The sequence below is a fragment of the Nocardia sp. NBC_01329 genome, assembly GCF_035956715.1.
In the GTDB taxonomy this organism is placed as follows: domain Bacteria; phylum Actinomycetota; class Actinomycetes; order Mycobacteriales; family Mycobacteriaceae; genus Nocardia.
In genome coordinates, this window is the sequence record NZ_CP108381.1 from 5110465 (window position 1) to 5132614 (window position 22150).

Sequence of the window (22150 nt, forward strand, 5' to 3'; positions counted from 1 at the left end):
GGAGACGGTCGCGGGCCGGGCCCGCGACCGTCTGCGCACGGGAGAACCGCGCCCTACGCCTGCACCACATAGGGCGCCACGCTGCCCAGTTTTTCGCAGGTCTCCTCGAACTCGCGATCGGGGTGCGACTGCGCGACGACCCCGGCACCCGCGCGCAACCACGCGCCCTCCTCGGTCTGGTACACCGCGCGCAGGACCAGCGCGGCCTCCAGCGCACCGGTCGGTGAAACCATCAGCACCGCACCGGAGTACAGGCCACGCGGCCGGTCGTGCCGGAACACCGAATCGACTCCGGGCCGCTTGGGAATACCCGACGCGGTCACCGAGGGGAAGATGGCGTCCAGCGCGTCCCAGGCCGTGCGTCCGGCCGCCAGGCGGCCCCGCACGGTGGAGGCGAGATGCTGCACACTTCCGCGCTCACGGACCGCCATGAAATCCGATACCGAGGCCGTGCCGGGCTCGGCGACCGTACCGATCTCGGCGAAACAGGTCTGGACGGAGAGGGCGTGTTCGACGATCTCCTTCGGGTCGGTGATCAGATCCGCCCGAGCCGCGCTGTCCATCTCGGCACCCTGACCGAAGGCCCGCGTACCCGCGAGGGGTTCGGTGCTGACCATCCGGTCGTCGTCCACCGAGAGCACCAGTTCCGGGCTGAACCCGGCCGCCTCCAGCCCGCCCAGGCTCAGCAGGAAAGATCGCGCCGGTGTGTTGTTCGCCCGGCCGAGCCGGTAGGTGGCGGGGATGTCCACCGCGAACGGCAGTTCGACCTTTCGCGACAGGATGACCTTCTGGTACCGCCCGGCATTGATCTCCGCGACGGCCTCGGCGACGCGCTCGCGGTAACCGGAGCGATCGATACGCACGTCCACCGGATAGGGCTGCGGCAGCGCGCTGTCCTGCGAACGCGCGACGGTGGCGGCCAGGGCGGCGGCCTCCTCCGACCCGGCGCCTGTTATCCACAACGCACCGGAGGTATCGATGCGCACCTCCACCCGCGGAACCATGAGATGGACCAGCGGGGTGCCGGGGCGCAGATGTTCGGTGGCGCCCAGCGACCACGCGCAGAATTCGAATCCGATCCAGCCGTAGGCGTTACGCCCGGTCATCGGCAGTTCGGCGAGCACAGTGTTCATCACCTGGGCCGGGCTTCCGGCCCAGCGCCGGGCAGTGGTCTCGGCGGCCCAGGTGATCCGCAGTTCGTCGGCGTCGAGTTCGACCGTGCCGATCGGGTCGGCGGCGAACACCCATTCGCCGCCGCGCTCGTAGACCACATAATCGCCGAAATGGTCTTCGGCCGCCAGGCGTGACATCGCTGCCGCCGGGTCGGTCACATACTCGGCACGTAAACGTTCGTCCGTGGTCGACAACGATCCTCCAAGGCTAACCGGCCACACCAGAAAGTAAGGTTAGCATTACCTCTCCACATTGGGAGGTGTGGGAGTTTCACATCCGGAGGTGTGGAAATCACCGGAAACGAGCCAAACAACCCCAACGGCGCGAGAGCCGTCCATAGTGGTCGACAAGGAGTAATTTCAACAGCCGACCACGATCGGGCTCTGCCGTAGGAGTCGCGCGGAGTTCGCCCAGACGCGGGGCCGACCGCCCCATCCGAGCAGAGGATCCACACCATGATCGAGCACCGCAGTGGAGCCCCGGCCGCCTCCGATCTACCGCTGGAATCGGTGGTCGCGCTGGTGGATTCGGCCTCGGCTACCGAACGCGAGCTGATCGGTCGATGGATCGCCGACGGCGGGTTGGCGGCCGAACTGGGGGTGGACGCCCCGGTGACCCAGCTCGACCTGGACGCCGGAGCCATCGCCGACCGGCTCACCGGTCGCACCGACGATCCGCTGGTGGTCCCGGTCCGGGTGCTGTGGCTCCCGCCCGAACGCGACGGCGTCCGGCGGGTGACCTTCGGCGACCTCGCGCTGCTCACCAACCCGCGCCGCCCGAACCGGCTCGCCCAGCGCCGCTTGGTCGAACGTTCCCCGGACCGGCATCTGATCCGCACCGGCAGCCCGGCCCGGCTCGGCGAACTGCGTGCCAACAATCCCGAGGCCGCGGCGCTCCACCGCGCCGGCACCGCCGAACCGTTCGCCCGCGCGGTGGTGCGTGCCGCGGTGGTCGCGCTCGAACGCGCCGAACGCGGCGTGATCGGGGACCGATACAAAGTGCCCCGCCTGGTCACCGAGGAGATCCTGGACTCGCCGGAGTTCCTGCGGCGGCTCGAACTGATCGCCGACGAATCCGGGTCCGATCCGCAGGATGTGCACCGGCGCGCCGAGAAAGCACTCAACGAACTGGTCGCCGCCCAGAGCCGTACGGTCTCGGATCTTTTCACCCAGGCCATGCGCCCGGTCCACGCGTCGACCTGGAAGGTGGACTGCGACGAATCCGGGCTCGCCGCGCTGGCCGAGCTCAACCGGCGCTATCCGCTGGTCTTCCTGCCCTCTCATCGGTCCTATGTGGACGCGTTCGTACTGGGCGATGTACTGGCCCGCAACGATTTCCCACCGAACCACGTGGTCGGCGGCGCGAATCTGCGGTTCTGGCCGATGGGTCCGATCGCCCGGCGCACCGGCACGATCTTCATCCGGCGCAGTTTCGGCGGCGATACGGTGTACCAGGCGGTGGTCGAGGAGTACTTCGGCTACCTGATGGCACGGCGGTTCAACCTGGAGTGGTACTTCGAGGGCGGCCGCACCCGGACCGGGAAACTCCGCCCGCCCCGCTACGGGCTGCTCAACTATCTCGCCGCGGCCGTCCGGCAGGAACGAATCGCCGACGCACTGCTGGTGCCCGTATCGATCACCTACGAACGGCTCAACGAACTCGGTGCCATCGCCGACGAACAGATGGGCGGTCGCAAACAGCCCGAGGGGCTCGGCTGGCTCGCCCGTTACGTCCGTAATCAACAGCATTCAGCCGGACACGTCTATGTCCGGTTCGGCGATCCGATCTCGACGCGGGAACGTCTCGCCGCGCACGGTGATCCGCTCGCCCCCCGACCGGTCACCATCCCGCTGCATCGCACCTCCCCGGCCGACCGCAACGATGCGCACCCGGTCGATCCGCGCGATTCGGCCGGGGAAAGCGAACGCCTGGCAGTCCAGCGACTCGCGTTCGATGTGGCCGTGGGTATCAACTCCGTCACCCCGATCACGGTCAACGCCCTGGTGGCGCTGGCGCTGCTGGGGGTCCACCAACGGGCGCTGACCCGGGCCGAGGTCTGCGAGGTCCTCGCACCCGTACTGGACTACATCGAACAGCGCGATCTACCGCGCGGCGAGATCGCGAAACTGCGTGATGAGCAGAGCCTGGCCGTCGTCCTGGAACAGTTGTCGCTCGCGAAGGTGGTCACGGTCTATCGCAGCGGTGTGGAACCGGTGTATTCGATCGAGGCCGGCGCCCATCTCGAGGCCGCGTTCTACCGCAACAGCGCCGTGCACTGGTTCGTCGACCGCGCCATCGTGGAACTGGCGATCCTGGCCGCGGTGGAAGCCGCACCCGAGGATCCGGCCGGCGATGCCGTCGGACCGGATGCCGACGCGCTGGACTTCGGCTGGGAAGAGGCCTACCGGTTGCGAGATCTGCTCAAGTTCGAGTTCTTCTTCCCGGACCGGGCCGAATTCGCCGACCGGATCACCGCGGAGATGCTGCTGCTGGACCCCGGCTGGCGCACCCGATCGCGCGACACCCTCGGCAGCGAGATCCTGGCGGCGCTCACCGGTACCGGCTTCATGATGGCCCACCGGGTGCTGCGCTCCTTCTTCGACGCGCAGCTGGTGGTGGCCGAACGGCTGGCCGCCCGGGACCCGGCCGCACAGATCGACCGCAAGGAGTTCATCGACGAATGCGTCTCGGTCGGCCGGCAGATGCTGCTGCAGCAGCGGCTGCACAGTACCGAGTCGGTCTCCACCGAACTGTTCGGCAGTGCCCTGAAACTCGCCGCCAACCGAGGGTTGCTCGATTCCGCCGATCCGGAATCGCCGGAATCGATGGCCGAACTCGCGCGGCGGCGCGACGAATTCGCCGAACGGCTGCGCACGATCGGTTTCCGGATCTCACGCGCCGCCACCCTCGACCCCTCCAATCTCCCCGCAGGACGGATCCGATGAGCACCCGGGACACCGGAACCCGGGGCACCCCTGCCCCGGCCCCCTCGACAGCGACCATCGACGAGATGATCGCGGCCATCCGCTCCGGGCCCAGGGGCGCCGGAATCGGAGCGGTGTTCGATCTGACGGCTCTCGCTGAACTGCGGTCGGCGCCGGCGCCACGGTGGCGCGGGCCCGATCGCGGCCTGGCCGGCACCCTGTTCGACCAGTTGCGCCATACCGGTGAGAGTTCGGCGGCCGATATCCTCGAACGCGCCGTGCGCGACGCCGCCGGGCGTACCCCGGACGAATTGACCACGCTGGGCGAACGACTGTTCGAACGCGGCTGGTACGACCGGCTGCGCCCGGAGTTGCTGCGACTGGTCCGGGAACATATCGCCGCCGGGCACACAGTGGTGATGACCGGGGATTCGGCCGAATTCCAGTTACGCCCCGCCGCCACCGCGCTGGGTATCCCCCATGTGGTCGGCACCCGGCCCGCGGTGGCTCCGGATGGGTTGACCGGGCTGATCGAGGGCGAAGTGGCCTACGGCCCCGAGAAAGCCGCGGCGGTTTCGGAATTCGCGGCGGTCCACGGGATGGATCTCGGGCGTTCCCACGTCTACAGCGGTAGCGCGGGCGACCTGCTGCTGCTGTCCCGCGCCGGAACACAGGTCCCGGTCGCACCCGACCCGGTTCTCGCCGCGACCGCCGCCGAGTACGGCTGGGTCGCTCCCGTCGTCGCCGCGCGGACCGGCCCGCGCCCGGCCGACTATCTGCGGACGCTGCTGGGGCTTTTCGCGCTGCTCGGCGGTGCGCTCTACGGGGTGCTGCGCAAGTCCTACACCCGCGACCGCCGAGCCATGGCCGATGCGCTCATGAAGTACGGCACGGCCTGGCCACTGTGGCTCTGCGGGATCCGGCTCCGGGTCACCGGTACGGAGAACGCCCGGGGGCCACGCCCGGCGGTGTTCCTGTTCAACCATCAGAGCCAGTTCGACGTGCTCATCGTCCCCGCGGTACTCGGCGGCAATGTCACCGGAGTCGGTAAGAAGGAACTCATCCGACATCCGATCTTCGGGCCCCTGATGAGATTCGTCGGCGTCACCTTCATCGACCGGTCGAACACCGATCTCGCCAGGGCGTCCCTGGCCCCCGTCGTGGACACCCTGCGCGCCGGTCTCTCCGTCGCGATCGCTCCGGAGGGCACCCGCTCCTACACTGCGCAGCCGGGCCGGTTCAAGAAGGGCGCGTTCCATATGGCCGAACAGGCCGGGGTGCCGGTGATCCCGGTGGTGATCCGCAATGCCGCCGATATCGGCAGACGGGATTCGATGATCGCGCGCTCGGGCGTGGTCGACGTAGCGATCCTGCCGCCGATCCATATGGGTACGGGCGAGCTGGAGGAGAAGGTCGCCGAGGTCCGGCAGCGCTACCTCGACACCCTGCGCGACTGGCCGCGGTAACCGGCGGGCCCGCCTGCCGGGCTGTCGTCAGAGAGCGCGGCCCAGCAGCAGCTTCCACGGCATCAGCGCCGATTCCAGCTGCACCTTGAGGCTCATCTTGGAATCTCCCAGAGTCCGCTCCTCGAAGCGGATGGGTACCTCGGCGATCTCGACGCCCTGTTTCTTGGCCCGATAGTTCATCTCGACCTGGAACGAGTAGCCGTTGCTGCGGATGGTGCCGATATCGATGGCGCGCAGCGTATCGGCCTGCCAGGCCTTGAAACCGGCGGTCGCGTCCCTGATCCCGAGTCGGAGGATGGCATTGACATAGAAGTTCGCCCACGCGGACAGCGCCTTGCGGTACCACTTCCATTCCGCCGCCGTGGAGCCGCCGGGCACATATCGGGATCCGAGCACCACGCCCGTACCCGGCCGGTTCAGCTCCTCCAGCATGGCCGGGATGACTTCGGCGGGATGGGACAGATCGGCGTCCATCTGGATCACCACATCCGCGCCCTCCTCCAGCGCGCGGGTGATCCCGGCGATGTAGGCCCGGCCCAGTCCGTCCTTCTCGGTCCGGTGCAGCACCGAGACCACGTTCGGCAATTCGACGGCCAGTTTCTCCGCGACCTCACCGGTGCCGTCCGGAGAATTGTCGTCGACTACCAGTACGCGCAGGTCGGGCACGGGTAGCGCGGTCAGCCGTTCCACCGCTACCGGCAGATTGTCCCGCTCGTTGTAGGTCGGCACAACAACGGTAACCCTCAAGGGTCGCCCTCCCTGCTCACCTGGTCTCGCCCGGCGGCCGGTGGAGCAGGCCGCGAGCGTCGCTACGAATTACCCGTGAACGGTAGCCCAACCGCCGACCAGGGGATGCAGCGCACCGGTCATAGCGTCACCGGACAAGGCCACCAGGGGGTTTCCCGGGGATTCAATCGCCCTCGCGCCACGCCTGGTCCGCCGCGTCCTGCGAGGCGTTGCGCTGGTGCACGATCTCGAGCGCGCGTTCGGCCGTTGCCCGGTCCGGATAGGGCCCCATCCGGTCCCGGAACCAGCACTGACGCCCCCGCTCGGCGCGCTGATGTTTCAAGCAGTAGTACCACCGTTCGGCCATGGTCACAGCATTCCACCCGACCGGGATCCGAAACAGCAGAAACCCCCCGATCACAGCGATCAGGGGGTTGAATGTGGCCAGGGCCGGGATCGAACCGGCGACCTTTCGCTTTTCAGGCGAACGCTCGTACCAACTGAGCTACCTGGCCGCAGGCACCCGGAACGAATGCCATCCGATGGAAGCCGGATTACTCCGGCAACCACTGGCGACCCTGACGGGACTCGAACCCGCGACCTCCGCCGTGACAGGGCGGCGCGCTAACCAACTGCGCCACAGGGCCTTGCTGTGTGCCACCTACTTACGTAAGTGGTACCCCCTACGGGATTCGAACCCGCGCTACCGCCTTGAAAGGGCGGCGTCCTAGGCCGCTAGACGAAGGGGGCTCGTCCCGGATTTCTCCGGACCGGCTTTCAACGGCTGTCCGTTGGGAGCTCGCATAGCTTATGACAGGGTGCCTGTAATTCCCAAATCTGCTGGTCAACCGGGCGAATCCAGCTCTTCCAAACGGGCGCTCGCCCGCCATCCGGAACGACCGAACTCCTCGGCCCATTCCTGTGTACACGTGGCCTGAACCAGAACCTCCAGCGACTCCCGGAAACGGGTGCGCAGATCGGGGTCGCCGCCGTGGGCGTCGGCCATGTAGCACTGACCGATCAGCGCGCCGGCGAGGGTACGGGTGAATCGGTCGGGGTCGGTTTCGGGACGCAACTGGCCCCGTTCGATCGCCCCGACGGTCAGGTCGCGGATAGCCGCGGAGAGCATCGGACAGCCGCCGTGACCCCGGCGATGAAAGCCCGGATCTATGACGAGTCGGAATTCGGCCTGCACGATGATGTCGTGATCGAGCCGCAGTGCCAGCTCGTCGAAGACACCGTGCACAAGATCGAGCGGCCCCAGGTCCGTACGGGCGAGCCAGCGATCGATCGTGATGCCGTACCGCTCGATCGCCGAATCGAGTACGGCCCGCGCCAGATCTTCCTTCGAATCGAAATGGAAGTACATGGCGCCCTTGGTCGCCCGCGATCCCTCCAATATGCGGTTGAGCGAAGCCGCGGCATAGCCGCTCTTCCCGAACTCAACGGCGGCGGACCGGATAATTGCTGCCCGTGTCCGACGGGCCCGCTCTTGCTGCCGTGCCATGCTCGAAACGCCTCCGAAGCCTTGTGCAATCCCCGGGATTTCCACCCGCGGAATGCTCGCGACCGTTCATCCGCCTTTGACGGGCGGGCCGGCGTCGCGAACTTATCCTGTTGTATGCCGACCTTCGGTCGGTTTATTGACCTGTACCGAACCTTTGGTACGAAACCCACTCCGCAGCGGAAACACACCGGCTGGTATAATTCGATGGCCCGGGTGCGCCGCAGGGGGTGCGCATCCGGGCATTCCGTCGCGCCGTTCCTGGTCCCCCATCCGCCTCCCGCGGCGTCGTCCCGAGCGACACTCCGAATTCGCTGATTCGTAACGGTACTCGGAATCTCGTACCGGCATGCGGTAAACCGATGTAGCGGGCTACCATTTCGGTACGCGGATTTCGTGAACGCGACACGATCGATGGATACCGAACAGCCGAGCGAATCCCCCGGCAGCGCAGGATGTTCGACCACCCGGCCGGACCCTGGACCAGTACTCAGCCGGCCGCCCCGACCTCTCGATGCATACCGTCCCGCTCACGCCTGGCGATGAGCCCGCGACACTCCGGGGGGCGAGCCCCCGGACCCCATATCTGCGAGAATTCTGCCTTTACAGATCCAAAGGCATTGGTATCCAACATATTTGGATCGTATCGTGCTACCCGTTGTATCAACAATGCCGCAGGTACCGTGATACAGAACCCATAGGTATGGTTTTCGGCCCGCCGGCCCCGCCCGAACCGGCCCGACCTCACCCTCCCGCCACCGTCGCCCGGGCGGAGTTACGGCCCATGAGCAGGGGGCACGCCGGCCGGGGTGACGGAAAGCACCAGCATAGCCACCCGATTACGAGAAATCCGGACTCTCCCATTACACTTGCGCCCGCGCCCCTATAGCTCAGTTGGTAGAGCTACGGACTTTTAATCCGCAGGTCCCAGGTTCGAGCCCTGGTGGGGGCACAACGGATGCCCGGCCTACGGCCGGGCATCCACCTCTTCCCCGACCACCCGCCCATTCCTTATCTCTTGCGGGTTCACTCCCCCTCTCCTGTGAGTTCGCCCAGCCTCGACCCGGCCGCGCTGTGACCCGAGCCGAGTGATGCGACCACGGCGCAGGACCGCTCGGATCCACCTTCCCATGAGCGGGAGGAAGGCAGAGCGGGCTGATCAGTGCGAAAACGTCCGGACGGTCGCGCGCCGCACCCGACCGGTGTGCCATTGCCGACGCCCGCTAACGCAATCGGGACATGTGGCGATAGGCCCATAACAGCGAATTCGGCCATACACTCGGGTATGACCGCCCGTGCCAGGGACACCTGCGCCAACGTGCACCTTTCTCGGTCGGATGCGTTTCGCATCACACCTACGGTGCCGTAAGGTAGGGCCGCATCGGGATCGGTCCACATCAGGTGACCCGCACGAACGCAACATATGAAGGGCTTGATTACATGGCAAGGGATCTGACTCAACTCGAGCTGCTCACGGAGTTGGAGACGGTTGCCGAGCAGAACGTCAACCGGCACCTCTCCCTGGCAAAAGAGTGGCATCCGCACGACTACGTCCCGTGGGACGAGGGTCGCAACTTCGCCGCACTCGGCGGACAGGACTGGGACCCCGACCAATCCAAGCTCAACGAGGTCGCCAAGGCGGCCATGATCACCAACCTGCTGACGGAGGACAATCTGCCCTCCTACCATCGCGAAATCGCCGAGAACTTCTCACAGGACGGTGCCTGGGGAACCTGGGTCGGTCGCTGGACCGCCGAGGAGAACCGCCACGGGATCGCGATCCGCGACTACCTGGTGGTCACCCGCGGCGTCGACCCTGTGGCGTTGGAGCAGGCGCGCATGGTTCATATGACCAACGGCTTCGCCTCGCCCGCCGAAGCCGACGCCGGCTTTCTGCATTCGGTGGCCTATGTGACATTCCAGGAACTGGCCACTCGGGTTTCGCACCGGAACACCGGCAAGGTGTGCGACGACGCGATCGCCGACCGGATGCTGCAGCGCATCGCGGCCGACGAGAACCTGCACATGATCTTCTACCGCAATATGTGTGGCGCGGCCCTGGACCTGTCCCCGGACCAGGCACTGGATGCCATCGCCCTGATTCTGGAGAATTTCCAGATGCCGGGCGCCGGTATGCCGAATTTCCGGCGCAACGGCGTACTGATGGCCAAACACGGCATCTACGATCTGCGTCAGCATCTCGAAGAGGTCGTCCAGCCGGTCCTCAAGAAGTGGGATATCTTCGGCCGCAACGACTTCACCGCACGCGGTGAGGCGACCCGGGAACGTCTCGGCAATTTCCTGGACAAGCTGTCCAAGGACGTGGTGAAGTTCGAGGAACAGCGCGACCGGATGCTCGCCCGCGAGGCCGCGAAACGCGAGAAGGCATTCGCCACGGCCGACAGCTGAGTTCCGTCGGCCGAACAGAAAGCGACGAGACCGCCGGTTGATCCCCGGCGGTCTCGTCGTCTCAGCTCATTTCATCGGCAGGGCGCCGTCCACACCGCCCACATCCGTGATCTGCCAGCCGGCGTTCTCGTCGACCGTCACCGTGTAGGTCACCGTGGTCTGCGTACCGTCCGGGTTCTGGGCATTGGTCGAGGTCACATTCACGAAGACATTCACCTGGTAGACGCCGTCCTGTTCCGACATCACCTTCGCCGTGATGGGGGTGGCCGTCGAGGTCCACCGCAGCGGCACCAGAATCTGTTCCAGTTTCGGGGCGGTGTCGTCGAACTTGCCGGACAGCTGCGGGCTGGTGTTCATCTTCAGTGCGGCGATCCAGGCGTCGAGGTTCTCGAAGTTCACACTGGCCGCGCCGACGGCGTAGTCGGTGGCCAGCTGTTCGGCACGGCTGTCGGCGGCAGCCTGTTCGTCGCGGTCGGCCAGCTCACCGCGCGCCGTGGAATACAGGACGGCGAACACGATCGCCGCCACCGCGAGCACCGCGACGACCGCGCCCCGCACCAGACTGGATACCCGGACCGAGACGATGCCCGGGCCGGAGCCGGCCGGCGCCGTATTCGCGGAGGTGCGGACCGTATCGCCGGATTCGGCGGTCTCGTCCGGCTCGCGAACGGTGTCATCGGTGTTCTCGGCCATGGCGGTGTCGTCCTCTTTCGATTGCTCCCGATCCGGGGCGAGGCGCTCCGGCAGTGTATCCAGCGGAAATCGGGCGGCCGGCGGTCCGGCGCACACGAGGCTAGCGCCCGGTCCGGACCGAACCGGCAACTACCCCGGGGCCCGGGCGGCGCGGCACGGACCGGTAGCCCACGCAGGTAGCGAGCGCGAACCCCGGCCGCGACCTGCGGCGGTGAGGTACCCGATAGTGACCGGACGCGGTATCGGAGGGAAGATAGAACACTGTGCAAACACAGCTGGAGCAGGAGACACGTTTGCGGATCGGCCCCTACCCGGTCGACCCGCCGGTCGTCCTCGCCCCGATGGCCGGGATCACCAACCTCGCCTTCCGCAAACTCTGCCGGGAGTTCGGCAGCCCGACCGCGATCTACGTCTGCGAGATGATCACCGCCCGCGCGGTGGTGGAACGCAACGAGAAGACGCTGCACATGATGTCGTTCGACGCCGGCGAATCCCCACGGTCGATGCAGCTGTACGGCGTGGATCCGGCCACACTGGGGGAAGCCGTGCGGATCATCGTCGGCGAGGGCTGGGCCGACCATATCGATATGAACCTCGGCTGCCCGGTGCCCAAGGTCACCCGGCTCGGTGGCGGCGCCGCCCTTCCTTATAAGCGGAACCTGTTCGCCCGGATCGTCCGGGAAATGGTCCGGGCGGCCGAACCGGCGGGAGTCCCGGTGACCATGAAGTTCCGGATCGGGATCGACGACGATCATCGGACTCACCTGGACACCGGGCGCATCGCGGAAAGCGAAGGGGCGGCCGCTGTCGCATTGCACGCGCGGACCGCGGCACAGCGTTACTCCGGAACTGCCGACTGGTCGGCTATCGCGCGCCTGAAAGAGGCGGTCACCACAATTCCGGTGCTCGGCAACGGCGATATCTTCAGCGCCACCGACGCCGTCGCGATGATGGCGCAGACCGGATGCGACGGGGTCGTAGTGGGGCGCGGCTGCCTGGGCCGGCCCTGGCTGTTCGGCGAACTCAGCGCCGCCCTGCGCGGCGAGCCCGCCCCGGTGCCGCCCACCCTCGGCGAAGTCGGCACTATCCTGGCGCGTCATGCCGGGCTGCTCGCCGAACACCACGGCGAGGACAAGGGTATGCGTGATCTGCGAAAACATATGGCCTGGTACTTCATGGGCTTCCCACTGGGCGCCGACCTGCGGCGTAGTTTCGCGACCGTGTCCTCGCTGGCCGAACTCGGCACGCTCATCGACCAGCTCGATCCCACTGTCCCGTTCCCGCAGGATGCCGAAGGACCGCGCGGGAGACAGGGTTCACCGGGCAAGGTCGCGCTCCCGCACGGCTGGCTCGACGATCCGGAAGACGGGACCGTCCCGGCGGGGGCCGATGTGATGCACAGCGGCGGCTGACCGTACTCAGCGGCGGCTGAATAATTCGACACGCCGGGGCGCCACGCCGGTAAATGGTCGCATGCGCGTGCAAACATAACCACGGGCAACTTTCCAGCATTTACCGCTTTTGCTGCCCTCTCGTAATGTCCGAGTGGCTCTCAGTGGCGAAATCGTTATCATTGCGGAATCCCGCGCAGCCTTTCGAGCACGGCTGTGTCGGCAGTGAGTTGCGGAAAAGCGAGGTTCATTAGTGGGTGACGATCGGCACGGGCGATCACCACGGCCCGGAGGTCGCGCACCGTGGGAGCGATATCCCACGGAAGAGTCCCCCGAAATGGACGGCCCGAGGGAGTCCCGTCGGCCACGGCAGCCGGAACCGCCCGCCAACCCCGGGCCGCTGACGGTTCAGGATCTGGTCGACCGGGTGGACAGCGAACGGACAGTCCGGCGTCGCGAAGGCGACGCGCCCCGCCACGGGGTACCGGACGGCCCGCCCCCGGAGCGCGCTCCGCGACCCCCGGCACCGGGCCCACGACCACCTGCCGAGCAACGCCCTCGGCCCGAACAGCAGAGCCCCGAGGGTCCGTCGGCCGCACGGCCCAACCGGCCGCACGCTCCCCCGCAACGTCCCAGCGCGCCCGCGCCGGGACGGCCGCCCACCGGCTCGACGCCGGCAGCGCAGCCCGGTCCGGCGGACGGACGGCCCGCGGGGCCGCCTCCACAGCGACCCGATCGTCCGCAGCCCCCTGCTGTCCGGAACCAGCCGACCGCGCCTCAGCAGCGTCCCGGCCCGGATCAGCCCGGACCTGGACGCCGGCCCGTCGGCGAGATGCCGCCCGGCCCGAACGCGTCCCGTCCGCCGACCGGCAACCGAGCTGCGGTACCGCCACCGGCGAAGCCCGCACCGGATCCGTCGAAACGCCCGCCGACCGGACAGCGTCCCGCCGCGCAGCCCATCGAATCCGGCGATCCGACCACTGTCGTTCCACAACAACCCGACCCGGCCCGCGCGGGCCTGCGGCCGGGTCGCGAAGCGGCACCGAAACGGTCCCGGCAATCATCCAGCACACCTCGGCGAGGCAAAACCGCGAAAGCTGCCGCTGTGTCGGCCACCGAACCCCCCGAAACAGTCACCGATATCCTCGATCCGCTCGACGAGAACGATGCCCGGATCAGCGGCCGGACCGATACCGCCGGCTGGCCGACCTCCGGACCGGCCGCCCCGGAAACTGTCGGCAGGCCTAAACGACGGCAGTCCCCCGAAAGCCGACGCAACAGGCGGTTGCGGATCGCCGGCCGTGCTGCGGTGGCCTTCTTCTCCGTCCTCGCGTTGTTGATCACCGGCGGTGGCTGGAGCTACCTGCGCGCCACCGGCAACAGCTTCACCCAGGTGTCCGCGCTGGCCGAGAACGAGGACGACGTGATCGATGCCCAGGCCCAGCTCGGTGACGAGAACTATCTGATCGTCGGCACCGATACCCGGGCCGGGGCCAACGGCGATGTCGGCGCGGGCACCGTGGAAGACGCCGAGGGCGCCCGCGCAGACACCACCATGTTGGTGCACATCCCCAAGGACCGGTCGCGAGTGGTCGTCATGTCCTTCCCGCGAGACCTCGATGTCACCCGGCCCGAATGCAACGGCTTCGACGAAGAGAAGTGGGACTACACCGAAGAGGTCTTCGACTCGGCCATGGGCGACAAGCTCAATGCCGTCTACGCGCTGGGCGGGCCCCGCTGCCTCCTGTCGACCATCCAGCGGCTGACCGGTAGCACCATCAACCACTTCATCGGGATCGATTTCGCCGGTTTCGAACAGATGGTGGACAAGGTCGACGGCGTCGAGGTATGCGTCTCCGAACCGCTCGAGGACGGGGTGCTCGGCACGATCATCCCGGAGGCCGGCCGCCATCGCATCGACGGCAAAACCGCGCTGAACTATGTGCGCGCCCGCCATGTGTACGGCGAAGAGCGCAGCGACTACGACCGGATCAACAGGCAGCAGAAGTTCCTCGCGTCGCTGTTGCGGGGAGCCCTGGCGGGCAAGATCCTGCTGGATCCGGGTAAGTTGAACGGTTTCATCGGAGCGTTCAAGAACGCGACCTTCGTCGACAATGTCCAGCCGAACGACCTGCTCATGCTGGGCCGTTCACTGCAAGACCTGGAATCCGGCGCGGTCACCTTCCTTACCGTGCCGACCGCGGGCACCACCTCCTACGGCAACGAGATTCCTCGGACCGCCGATATCCAGGCCATCTTCCGGGCCATCCGCGATGATCAACCGTTGCCGGGCGAGAAGACGGCGCCCGCACCACCGCCGACCTCTGAGGCGCCGATACCTCCGTCGCTGACCGCGGTCGATCCCAGCACGCTGTCCCTGCTGGTGTCCAACGGATCGGGCATCGCGGGTCTCGCCAATCAGACGGCAAGCCAAATGGCCAATGTCGGTTTCAACATCTACAACTCCGGCAACTACACCGAGGGCAACTCCACGGAGACCAAAGTTCGCTACTCCCCCGGTCACGAGGCCGAAGCGGCGACGGTGGCCAGTGCTGTTCCCGGGGCGACCATGGAACTGGACGAATCGCTGGACAGCATCGTCGAACTGGTTCTGGGTGAGAACTATCAGCAGGTGATCAACGAGCCCACGCCCGTCGGCAGCGCGATCACCGATGTGCCCGCCACGAGCAGCGCCCCAGCGGAGTTGCCCACCGATCTCGAGCATGTGAACGCCGGTGACGACCTCTGCGCCGCCTGACCCGGGCGTTAGGGAGTTCGACCGACTGCGGTCGGGGCGTCACCGAGGCGCCCTATACATAGTCGGGGCCCCAACTGCGGTAACAGCGGCAGGCACCATCCAGCACCACCCATTCACCGCTTGTTGGTGACTTGGTCAGCAGTGCCAACTAGTGTCTTTTCTCATGCGTGTCATCTACAACGAGCAAATGGCCGATCTTGCCCACCTGTTGGGCGAGATGGCCGGTATCGCCGGTTCGGCCATGGATCGCGCCACGCAAGCTCTGCTGCAGGCAGACCTCCCGCTCGCCGAGCAGGTGATCAGCGAGGGCGACCGTATCGCGGAGATGATCGCCGACGCCGAGGAGAAGTCGTTCGCACTGCTGGCCTTGCAGGCCCCGGTCGCTGGTGACCTCCGGCAGGTGGTCAGCGCGATCCAGATCGTCAACGATGTGAACCGGATGGGCACCCTGGCTCTGCATGTGGCCAAGGTCGCGCGGCGCCGGCATCCCAACCATGCCCTGCCCGAGGCGGTGAACGGCTATTTCGCCGAAATGGGCCGGATCGCGGTCAGCATGGGCAACGGCGCTCAGGAAGTGCTCGACAGCCGGGATCCCGAACGCGCGGCCCAGCTGAACCAGGACGACGAGGCGATGGACGATCTGCATCGCCATCTGTTCACGCTGCTGATGGACCGCGAGTGGAAGTACGGCGTGGCCGCGGCCGTCGACATAACGCTGCTGGGCCGCTACTACGAGCGTTTCGCCGATCACGCGGTCGAAATCGGCCGCCGGGTGATCTTCCTGGTGACCGGCGTTCTGCCGGGGGACGAGGACACAGAGAACTGATCGGATAATTCGAAATACGAAACGAACTGCGGGACCGATCCGATCGGTCCCGCAGTTTTGTATCCGGTGGCCGGCTTGGGCGGGCCATGTCCATTCGGTCGTATCGTCAGCCGAAACGACCGGAGATGTAATCCTCGGTGGCCTTTTCGCCCGGGTTGGAGAAAATTTTCTCGGTATCGTCGATTTCGACCAACCGGCCCGGCTTGCCCTGGGCCTCCAGGTTGAAGAAACCGGTCTTATCGCTCACCCGCGCAGCCTGCTGCATATTGTGGGTGACGATGACAATCGTGTATTCCTTCTTCAGTTCGGTGATCAGATCCTCGATCGCCAGCGTGGAGATCGGGTCCAGGGCCGAACAGGGCTCATCCATCAGCAGCACATCCGGGGAGACCGCGATGGCGCGCGCGATGCACAGTCGCTGCTGCTGACCGCCGGACAGACCGCCGCCCGGCTTGTCCAAGCGATCCTTCACCTCGTTCCACAGGTTCGCGCCGCGCAGCGAGCGCTCGGCGACCTCGTCGAGTTCGCCCTTGTTGCGCACGCCCTGCAGTTTGAGACCGGCCACGACATTGTCGCGAATGGTCATGGTGGGGAACGGGTTCGGCCGCTGGAACACCATGCCGATGGTGCGGCGCACACCGACGGGGTCCACCTGGGAGGCGTAGATATCCTCGCCGTCGAGCATGACCGAGCCCGATACGCTGGCGTTCGGGGTCACCTCGTGCATCCGGTTCAACGACCGCAGCACAGTGGACTTCCCGCAACCCGACGGACCGATGAAGGCGGTCACGCTGCGCGGCAAGACGTTGAGCGCCACATCGGCGACGGCGTGGAACTTGCCGTAGAAGATGTTCAGGTCTTTGATGTCGATCCGCTTGGCCATCTGTTTTCCGTTTCCGCCCTTATCGGTTCCGCGTGAGGAGCTTGTTGACAGCCGCGGCCGCCAGGTAGAGCACCGCGATCATGAGGATCAGAGTCAGCGCGGCACCCCACACCCGCTGCCGGCCCGCGTCCTCGGCGCTCTTGAGTTCCTGGAAGATCAGCAGCGGCAGCGAGGCCATATTGCCGTCGAAGATATTCATGTTGATCGCCTTGCTGTACCCGACCAGCACCAGCACCGGCGCCGTCTCGCCCATCACGCGCGCCAACGCGAGCAGGATCCCGGAGATCATGCCGGGCAGCGCGGTCGGGATGACGATCCGCACGATCGTCTTCCACTTCGGGATGCCGAGTGCGTAGGAGGCTTCACGCAGCTCGTCCGGAACTAATTTGAGCATCTCCTCGGTATTGCGTACGACCACCGGAAGCATCAGCAGCACCAGGGCCAGGGCCACGGCGAACGAGCTCTGCGGAAATCCCAGGGTCGCGATCCACAAAGCGAAGATGAACAGGGCCGCGACGATCGAGGGGACGCCCGCCAGGATATCGACCATGAAGGTGGTCACCTTGGCGAACCGGCCGGTGCCGTATTCGATCAGGTAGACGGCCGCCATGATGCCGAGTGGTACGGCGATGACCGCCGCGACGGCCGACTGCACGATGGTGCCGTAGATGGCGTGGTACACACCACCGCCGGACTGGTCGGGCAGTACGCCTTTCTGCGAGTTCTGCCACCAGTCGAGCGACAGGACGACACCGATACCGTTGCTGACCACCATCCACAGCACCCAGCTCAGCGGGATGAGCGCGATGAGGAAGCAGAGCGCGAACACCCCGGTAGCCAGGTTGTTCTTGATCTTGCGGGCCGTGCTGACGTCGCGAAAGGTCGGCGCCTTGATCGGCTTGTCGAGGCTGGTCGTGGTGGTCATCAGCCGTTCACCTTTCCGCCTGCCGCGAGCCGGGCCAGCGCGTTGACGACGAAGGTCAGCGCGAAGAGCACGAAGCCCGCCGCGATATAGGCGCCGGTCGGCAACGGTGCGCTGAATTCGGCGGCGGCCGAGGCGATCTTGGACGCGAAGGTGAAGCCGCCGTCGAACAGCGACCAGGTCCCGGGGGTCGACGAGATCTTCAGAATGAGCAGAACCGCGATGGTCTCACCGAGCGCGCGGCCGAGACCGAGCATGGATCCGGCGATGACGCCGCTGCGGCCGTAGGGCAGGACGGTCATCCGCACGACCTCCCATTTGGTCGCGCCGAGTGCCTGGGCAGCCTCGATATGCGCCGGCGGGGTCAGTGCGAATACCTCACGCGATACCGAGGTGATGATCGGCAGGATCATCACCGCGAGGACCACACCGGCGGTGAAGATCGTGCCGCCCCCGCCGATCGAGACATTGCCGTCGGAGAACAGGAAGAACCAGCCGAGATTCTCGTTGAGGAATTCCTGCAACGGTTTCAGGTACTCCGCCAGAACCAGCAGACCCCAGAGGCCGTACACGATCGAGGGCACCGCGGCCAGCAGATCGGTCAGCATGGAGAACGGCTTCGCGAGCCGCTTCGGAGCGTAGCGGGTGAGGAACAACGCGATACCGACGCCGATCGGTACCGCGATGACCAACGCGAACGCGGAGCTCAACACCGTCACCATGAACAGGTCACGGATACCGAAGCGGAGATTGTCCGCGTCACCGGTGTTGAACTCCGCACTGGTGAAGAAGTTCACCTGGTCAGCCCGCAGCGATGGCACCGCACGAATCAGCAGGAACAATGCGATCAGCGCGATGGAGGCCACGATGATCGCCGCGGCGGTGGTCGCGAGCGATTTGAACACCAACTCGGCTCGCCTGCCCTGGCCGCGACTCCCACCGCCTAGTGGCGACTTACTCGGATGGCTCGACATTGATGCGGGGACTCCTGCCTTCGGCAGGCCCGTCTCGCTGGACGGGACCGCCGCGGCTACCTCTGGGTTGACTGTCATATTCGCGCTATCAGGAGATGGCGTTGATCGCCGTGGTCAGCTTGGTCTTGAACTCGTCCGGGATCGGAACGTAGCCGTTGTCCGCCAGCCCGCCCTGGCCGTTGGTGACGGCGGAGGTCAGGAATGCCTTGACAGCGGTCGCGGTCGCCCCGTCTGCGTACTTCGAGCACACGATCTCATAGGTCGGCAAGATGATCGGGTAGGAACCGGTCTCGGTCGGCTTGTAGAACGAGGAGGTGTCGAGCACCAAGTCGTTGCCCTCGCCCTTGATCTCCACACCGTTGATCGCCTTGGCGGCGGTTTCGGAGGTCAGTTCGACCGGATCGGGACCGGCCGAGGTGACGATCCGGGTGACCGACAGATTCTGCGATTTGGCGAACGACCACTCGTTGTAGGAGATGGAGTTCTCGGTGTTCTTCACCGCGGCCGAGGTGCCCTCGTTGCCCTGGGTGCCTTCACCGACGCCGCCGTTGAACACCTTGCCGGCGCCCTTGCCCCAGGCGCCTTCGGAGGCAGCGTCCAGGTAGAGCTGGAAGTTGTCGGTGGTACCGGACTCGTCGGACCGGTAGACGACCTTGATCGGCTCGGCGGGCAGCTGCTTGCCCTCGTTGAGCGCCTTGATCTCGGGAGCGTCCCAGGTCTTGACGGTGCCGTTGAAGATCTTGGCCAGGGTCGGGCCGTCGAGCGCGAGATCGGTGACGCCGGCGATGTTGTAGGTAATGGCGATCGGGCCGAACACGGTGGGCAGGTTCCACGCCGGGGAAGCGCAACGCTGCTCGGCGGCGGCGGGCTCACCCTTCTTCTCGCTCAGCGGGGAGTCGCTACCGGCGAAATCGGTCTGGCCGCCGAGGAATTCCTTGACACCGGCGCCGGAGCCGCTCGACGTGTAGTTGAGGGTCTGGCCGTCGCAGTTGGTTTCGAAGGCGGCGGTGAAACGCTCCACGGCGTTCTTCTGCGCCGACGATCCGCTGGCCTTGAGGGCCTCCTTGCCACCGCAGGTGACGTCGGCGTTGGCCTCGATACCGGTGGCGGACGCGTTGTCGTCACTACCGCAGGCGGCCAGCGGCAGGGTCACGGCCGCGATCACACCGACGAGGGCGCTGCTGCGCTTGAACTTCACTCCAGTCCTCCGGATACGTCCTACTCGCCCGGTCCCTCACCGGCCCGGGCGCGTGTGGTGGTGCGGCCGTTCGCGGGGAACTTGCACACCAGGCGATCTACTGCCGCCCAGAATCAAACTAGGGCGCGCCGGTGGACAGCTGGACCAGGGCGAGTGAACGGAAGGTGAACAGGGCGGCGCCAACAGGTCCGATATGTGTGATATTTGCCGCGCTGTTACTCGATACATACCGGAACGCGGCATTCGAACGCCGTAAGCGAACGCCGGGCACCGAACGGTGACCGGCGGCCGACCCGATATCTCAATCCGGCAGCGAGTAGGCGATATCGATATGCGCCGGAGCGAACCCCAGCCCGCGATAGGTGCGAACCGCGGCCGTGTTGTCCGCCTCGGTATACAGCAGGACATCGCCCAGACCCGCGTCCCGCAGATGATGCAGCCCGATGAGCGTGAGCAGCCGGCCGAGCCCGCGGCCCTGGGCAGCCGGGTCGATACCGACCACGTACACCTCACCGGCTGGGGGGTTCTCGTCGTGGTGAACCTTGGTCCAGTGGAATCCGAGCAACCGTTTCGGCTGCCGTGCGTCGAAGGCCAAGAACAGTCCGGCGGGATCGAACCACGATTCGGCACGCCGCTCCGCCAGCTCGCTGCCGGACCAGCCGCCCTGCTCAGGATGCCAATCGAAGGCCGCATTGTTGACCCGGAGAAGCTCGGCGTCGTCACTCGGGCCGCCGTAGGTGCGGACCACGATATCGGCGGGCACCTCCACTTCCGGTATCTCAGAGTTTGCCAGCATCCGGCGCATCTGCCAGAGCTCCCGCGCGGCGGCCAAGCCCAACCGCCGGGCGACCGACTCGGCGGCGGGTAACTTCCCGTGCGCCCAGATCCGCGCCGCCGGCCCACCGGCCGCCAGCGTGGCGGCCACCAGGTCACGGCCGATACCGCGCCTCCGCCATTCCGGCGCCACCGCGGCCTCCGCCATGGCCGGGTGCTCGCCGTGCGCCGGAGTCAGGCTCGCATAACCGGCCACCTCGTCCCCCGCCACCGCCAGCAGATGGCGAGAGGAGGAAGCCCGCCGCAGACCCAGCACAGACTGTTCGGAAACCGGCGCCACACCGTCGGTAGCGGTGGCGGCGGCGAGCAACGCGCTCACCCTGTCCGCGCGATCGGCGGAGGGCAGGTCGCACCACTGGAGCTCATACTCGCCCATATCGGCCGGACTCACTGAACGGTGCCGTTGACCGGTGCCATCGAATCCTCCTCGGCCTCACCCTTGCCGCCGTTGGCGGAACGGGCATCGGGGTCGTTCTTGTTCGACGAACGAGCCGGACGCACCGCCTTGTAACCGACATTGCGGACGGTGCCGATCAGCGATTCGTACTCACTGCCCAGCTTCGCGCGCAGACGCCGGACATGCACATCAACGGTCCGGGTGCCGCCGAAGAAGTCGTAGCCCCACACCTCCTGCAGCAGCTGCGCCCGAGTGAACACCCGGCCCGCGTGCTGCGCGAGGTACTTCAAGAGTTCGAATTCCTTGTAGGTCAGGTCGAGGGGGCGGCCACGCAGGCGCGCGGTGTAGGTGCCCTCATCGATCACCAGTTCGCCCAAAGTGATCTTCCCGGAGTTCTCCGCGTCGGCCGAACCGCCGGTGCGGCCGACGAGCAAGCGCAGCCGGGCATCCAACTCCGCCGGGCCGGTACCGGGCAACAGAATATCGTCGAGACCCCAGTCGGCGTTCACCGCGACCAGACCGCCCTCGGTGAGCACGGCCACCACCGGGACCGAGGACCCGGTACTGCCGAGCAGCCGGCACAGCCCACGCGCGGCCGCCAGCTCGGTGCGTGCGTCCACCAGCGCGACATCCGCGGTACCCGCCTCGAGCAACGACGCCACCTCGGTCGGTGCGGGGCGCACATTGTGCGCGAGCAGCGACAGTGAGGGCAGAACCGATTCGGGGTCGGGGTCGGAGGTCAGCAGGAGCAGCTCCACAAGCACTCCTCCCATCTCGTAGCTACGCGAAAGCCAGCTTCGTCGCCGTCGCCACGTTGCTCATCCATATGCAATCGCTGCAAGATTAGCGCGTCGAGCTGTGTTTATTCGCCCCGCCTGCGGCGGGGCGGGGTCGGGGCCCTATTAACCCCGGTTCTTCACTCCGGCGCTCAGTCGCTGCGCTCCTTCGCTCTGTCGCTCCAGAACCGGGGCGGGCCCCGACCACGGATACCGACCGTCCGGAATGGACGAGAAGGACTGTGTGGACGTGCGCCTCGATCGATCTGGGGAGGCCTCGGCACTGCCAGCGTTCG

17 protein-coding genes and 4 tRNA genes are annotated in these 22150 nt (G+C 66.5%); 7 read left to right on the plus strand and 14 right to left on the minus strand.

Annotation, left to right across the window (positions count from 1 at the left end):
• Nucleotides 1-53: 53 nt before the first annotated feature.
• Complete coding sequence (locus tag OG405_RS23100) at nucleotides 54-1367, minus strand: salicylate synthase (protein ID WP_327148551.1); 1314 nt, start codon at nucleotides 1365-1367, stop codon at nucleotides 54-56.
• Between the two features lie 261 nt (nucleotides 1368-1628).
• On the opposite strand from OG405_RS23100, the gene OG405_RS23105 reads away from it, so the two are divergent.
• Nucleotides 1629-4118, plus strand: coding sequence for a glycerol-3-phosphate 1-O-acyltransferase (locus OG405_RS23105; protein ID WP_327148553.1), 2490 nt, complete (start codon nucleotides 1629-1631; stop codon nucleotides 4116-4118).
• Nucleotides 4115-5563, plus strand: coding sequence for a 1-acylglycerol-3-phosphate O-acyltransferase (locus OG405_RS23110; RefSeq protein ID WP_327148554.1), 1449 nt, complete (start codon nucleotides 4115-4117; stop codon nucleotides 5561-5563). The genes OG405_RS23105 and OG405_RS23110 overlap by 4 nt, the downstream gene beginning before the upstream one ends.
• 27 nt (nucleotides 5564-5590) lie before the next feature.
• On the opposite strand, the gene OG405_RS23115 is transcribed toward OG405_RS23110, so the two are convergent.
• The 6 genes from OG405_RS23115 to OG405_RS23140 form a co-directional block, all read right to left on the minus strand.
• Nucleotides 5591-6292, minus strand: coding sequence for a polyprenol monophosphomannose synthase (locus OG405_RS23115; RefSeq protein ID WP_327152456.1), 702 nt, complete (start codon nucleotides 6290-6292; stop codon nucleotides 5591-5593).
• A 181-nt stretch (nucleotides 6293-6473) separates the two neighbouring features.
• Nucleotides 6474-6656, minus strand: a complete 183-nt coding sequence (locus tag OG405_RS23120) for a hypothetical protein (protein ID WP_327148555.1) — start codon at nucleotides 6654-6656, stop codon at nucleotides 6474-6476.
• Between the two features lie 74 nt (nucleotides 6657-6730).
• A tRNA-Phe gene (locus tag OG405_RS23125) sits at nucleotides 6731-6804 on the minus strand.
• Nucleotides 6805-6859: 55 nt separating this feature from the next.
• A tRNA-Asp gene (locus tag OG405_RS23130) sits at nucleotides 6860-6936 on the minus strand.
• Nucleotides 6937-6963: 27 nt separating this feature from the next.
• Nucleotides 6964-7039: transfer RNA gene (locus tag OG405_RS23135), tRNA-Glu, on the minus strand.
• 94 nt (nucleotides 7040-7133) lie between these two features.
• Complete coding sequence (locus OG405_RS23140; protein ID WP_327148556.1) at nucleotides 7134-7796, minus strand: TetR/AcrR family transcriptional regulator; 663 nt, start codon at nucleotides 7794-7796, stop codon at nucleotides 7134-7136.
• A gap of 876 nt (nucleotides 7797-8672) precedes the next feature.
• On the opposite strand from OG405_RS23140, the gene OG405_RS23145 reads away from it, so the two are divergent.
• Nucleotides 8673-8745 (plus strand) — tRNA-Lys (locus tag OG405_RS23145).
• Between the two features lie 488 nt (nucleotides 8746-9233).
• Nucleotides 9234-10202, plus strand: a complete 969-nt coding sequence (locus OG405_RS23150) for an acyl-ACP desaturase (RefSeq protein WP_327148557.1) — start codon at nucleotides 9234-9236, stop codon at nucleotides 10200-10202.
• Between the two features lie 66 nt (nucleotides 10203-10268).
• On the opposite strand, the gene OG405_RS23155 is transcribed toward OG405_RS23150, so the two are convergent.
• Nucleotides 10269-10895: a hypothetical protein gene (locus tag OG405_RS23155; RefSeq protein WP_327148559.1), complete on the minus strand. Its 627-nt coding sequence runs from the start codon at nucleotides 10893-10895 to the stop codon at nucleotides 10269-10271.
• Nucleotides 10896-11236: 341 nt separating this feature from the next.
• Here OG405_RS23155 and dusB point away from each other — a divergent pair, with 341 nt between their 5' ends.
• The 3 genes from dusB (at nucleotide 11237) to phoU (ending at nucleotide 15870) form a co-directional block, all read left to right on the plus strand.
• Nucleotides 11237-12307 (plus strand): tRNA dihydrouridine synthase DusB, encoded by a 1071-nt coding sequence (gene dusB / locus OG405_RS23160; protein ID WP_327152457.1) that lies wholly within the window; start codon nucleotides 11237-11239, stop codon nucleotides 12305-12307.
• A 1084-nt stretch (nucleotides 12308-13391) separates the two neighbouring features.
• Nucleotides 13392-15044, plus strand: a complete 1653-nt coding sequence (locus OG405_RS23165; RefSeq protein ID WP_327148560.1) for an LCP family protein — start codon at nucleotides 13392-13394, stop codon at nucleotides 15042-15044.
• A gap of 163 nt (nucleotides 15045-15207) precedes the next feature.
• Nucleotides 15208-15870, plus strand: a complete 663-nt coding sequence (gene phoU / locus OG405_RS23170) for a phosphate signaling complex protein PhoU (protein WP_327148561.1) — start codon at nucleotides 15208-15210, stop codon at nucleotides 15868-15870.
• Nucleotides 15871-15976: 106 nt separating this feature from the next.
• On the opposite strand, the gene pstB is transcribed toward phoU, so the two are convergent.
• From pstB to OG405_RS23200, 6 genes are all read right to left on the minus strand, one after another.
• Complete coding sequence (pstB, locus tag OG405_RS23175; RefSeq protein WP_327148562.1) at nucleotides 15977-16753, minus strand: phosphate ABC transporter ATP-binding protein PstB; 777 nt, start codon at nucleotides 16751-16753, stop codon at nucleotides 15977-15979.
• Nucleotides 16754-16772: 19 nt separating this feature from the next.
• On the minus strand, nucleotides 16773-17678 hold the full coding sequence (pstA, locus tag OG405_RS23180) for a phosphate ABC transporter permease PstA (RefSeq protein WP_327148563.1): 906 nt from the start codon (nucleotides 17676-17678) through the stop codon (nucleotides 16773-16775).
• Nucleotides 17678-18649, minus strand: coding sequence for a phosphate ABC transporter permease subunit PstC (gene pstC / locus OG405_RS23185; protein WP_327152458.1), 972 nt, complete (start codon nucleotides 18647-18649; stop codon nucleotides 17678-17680). Before pstC ends, pstA begins: the two co-directional genes overlap by 1 nt.
• 88 nt (nucleotides 18650-18737) lie before the next feature.
• Entirely contained in the window at nucleotides 18738-19847 is a 1110-nt protein-coding gene (gene pstS / locus OG405_RS23190) for a phosphate ABC transporter substrate-binding protein PstS (protein ID WP_327148564.1), read from the minus strand.
• 301 nt (nucleotides 19848-20148) lie between these two features.
• Nucleotides 20149-21057 (minus strand): mycothiol synthase, encoded by a 909-nt coding sequence (gene mshD / locus OG405_RS23195; protein WP_327148565.1) that lies wholly within the window; start codon nucleotides 21055-21057, stop codon nucleotides 20149-20151.
• 11 nt (nucleotides 21058-21068) lie between these two features.
• The gene (locus OG405_RS23200) at nucleotides 21069-21836 is read right to left on the minus strand and encodes a winged helix-turn-helix transcriptional regulator (protein ID WP_327148566.1); all 768 of its coding nucleotides are present in this window, start codon (nucleotides 21834-21836) and stop codon (nucleotides 21069-21071) included.
• Nucleotides 21837-22150: the final 314 nt, after the last annotated feature.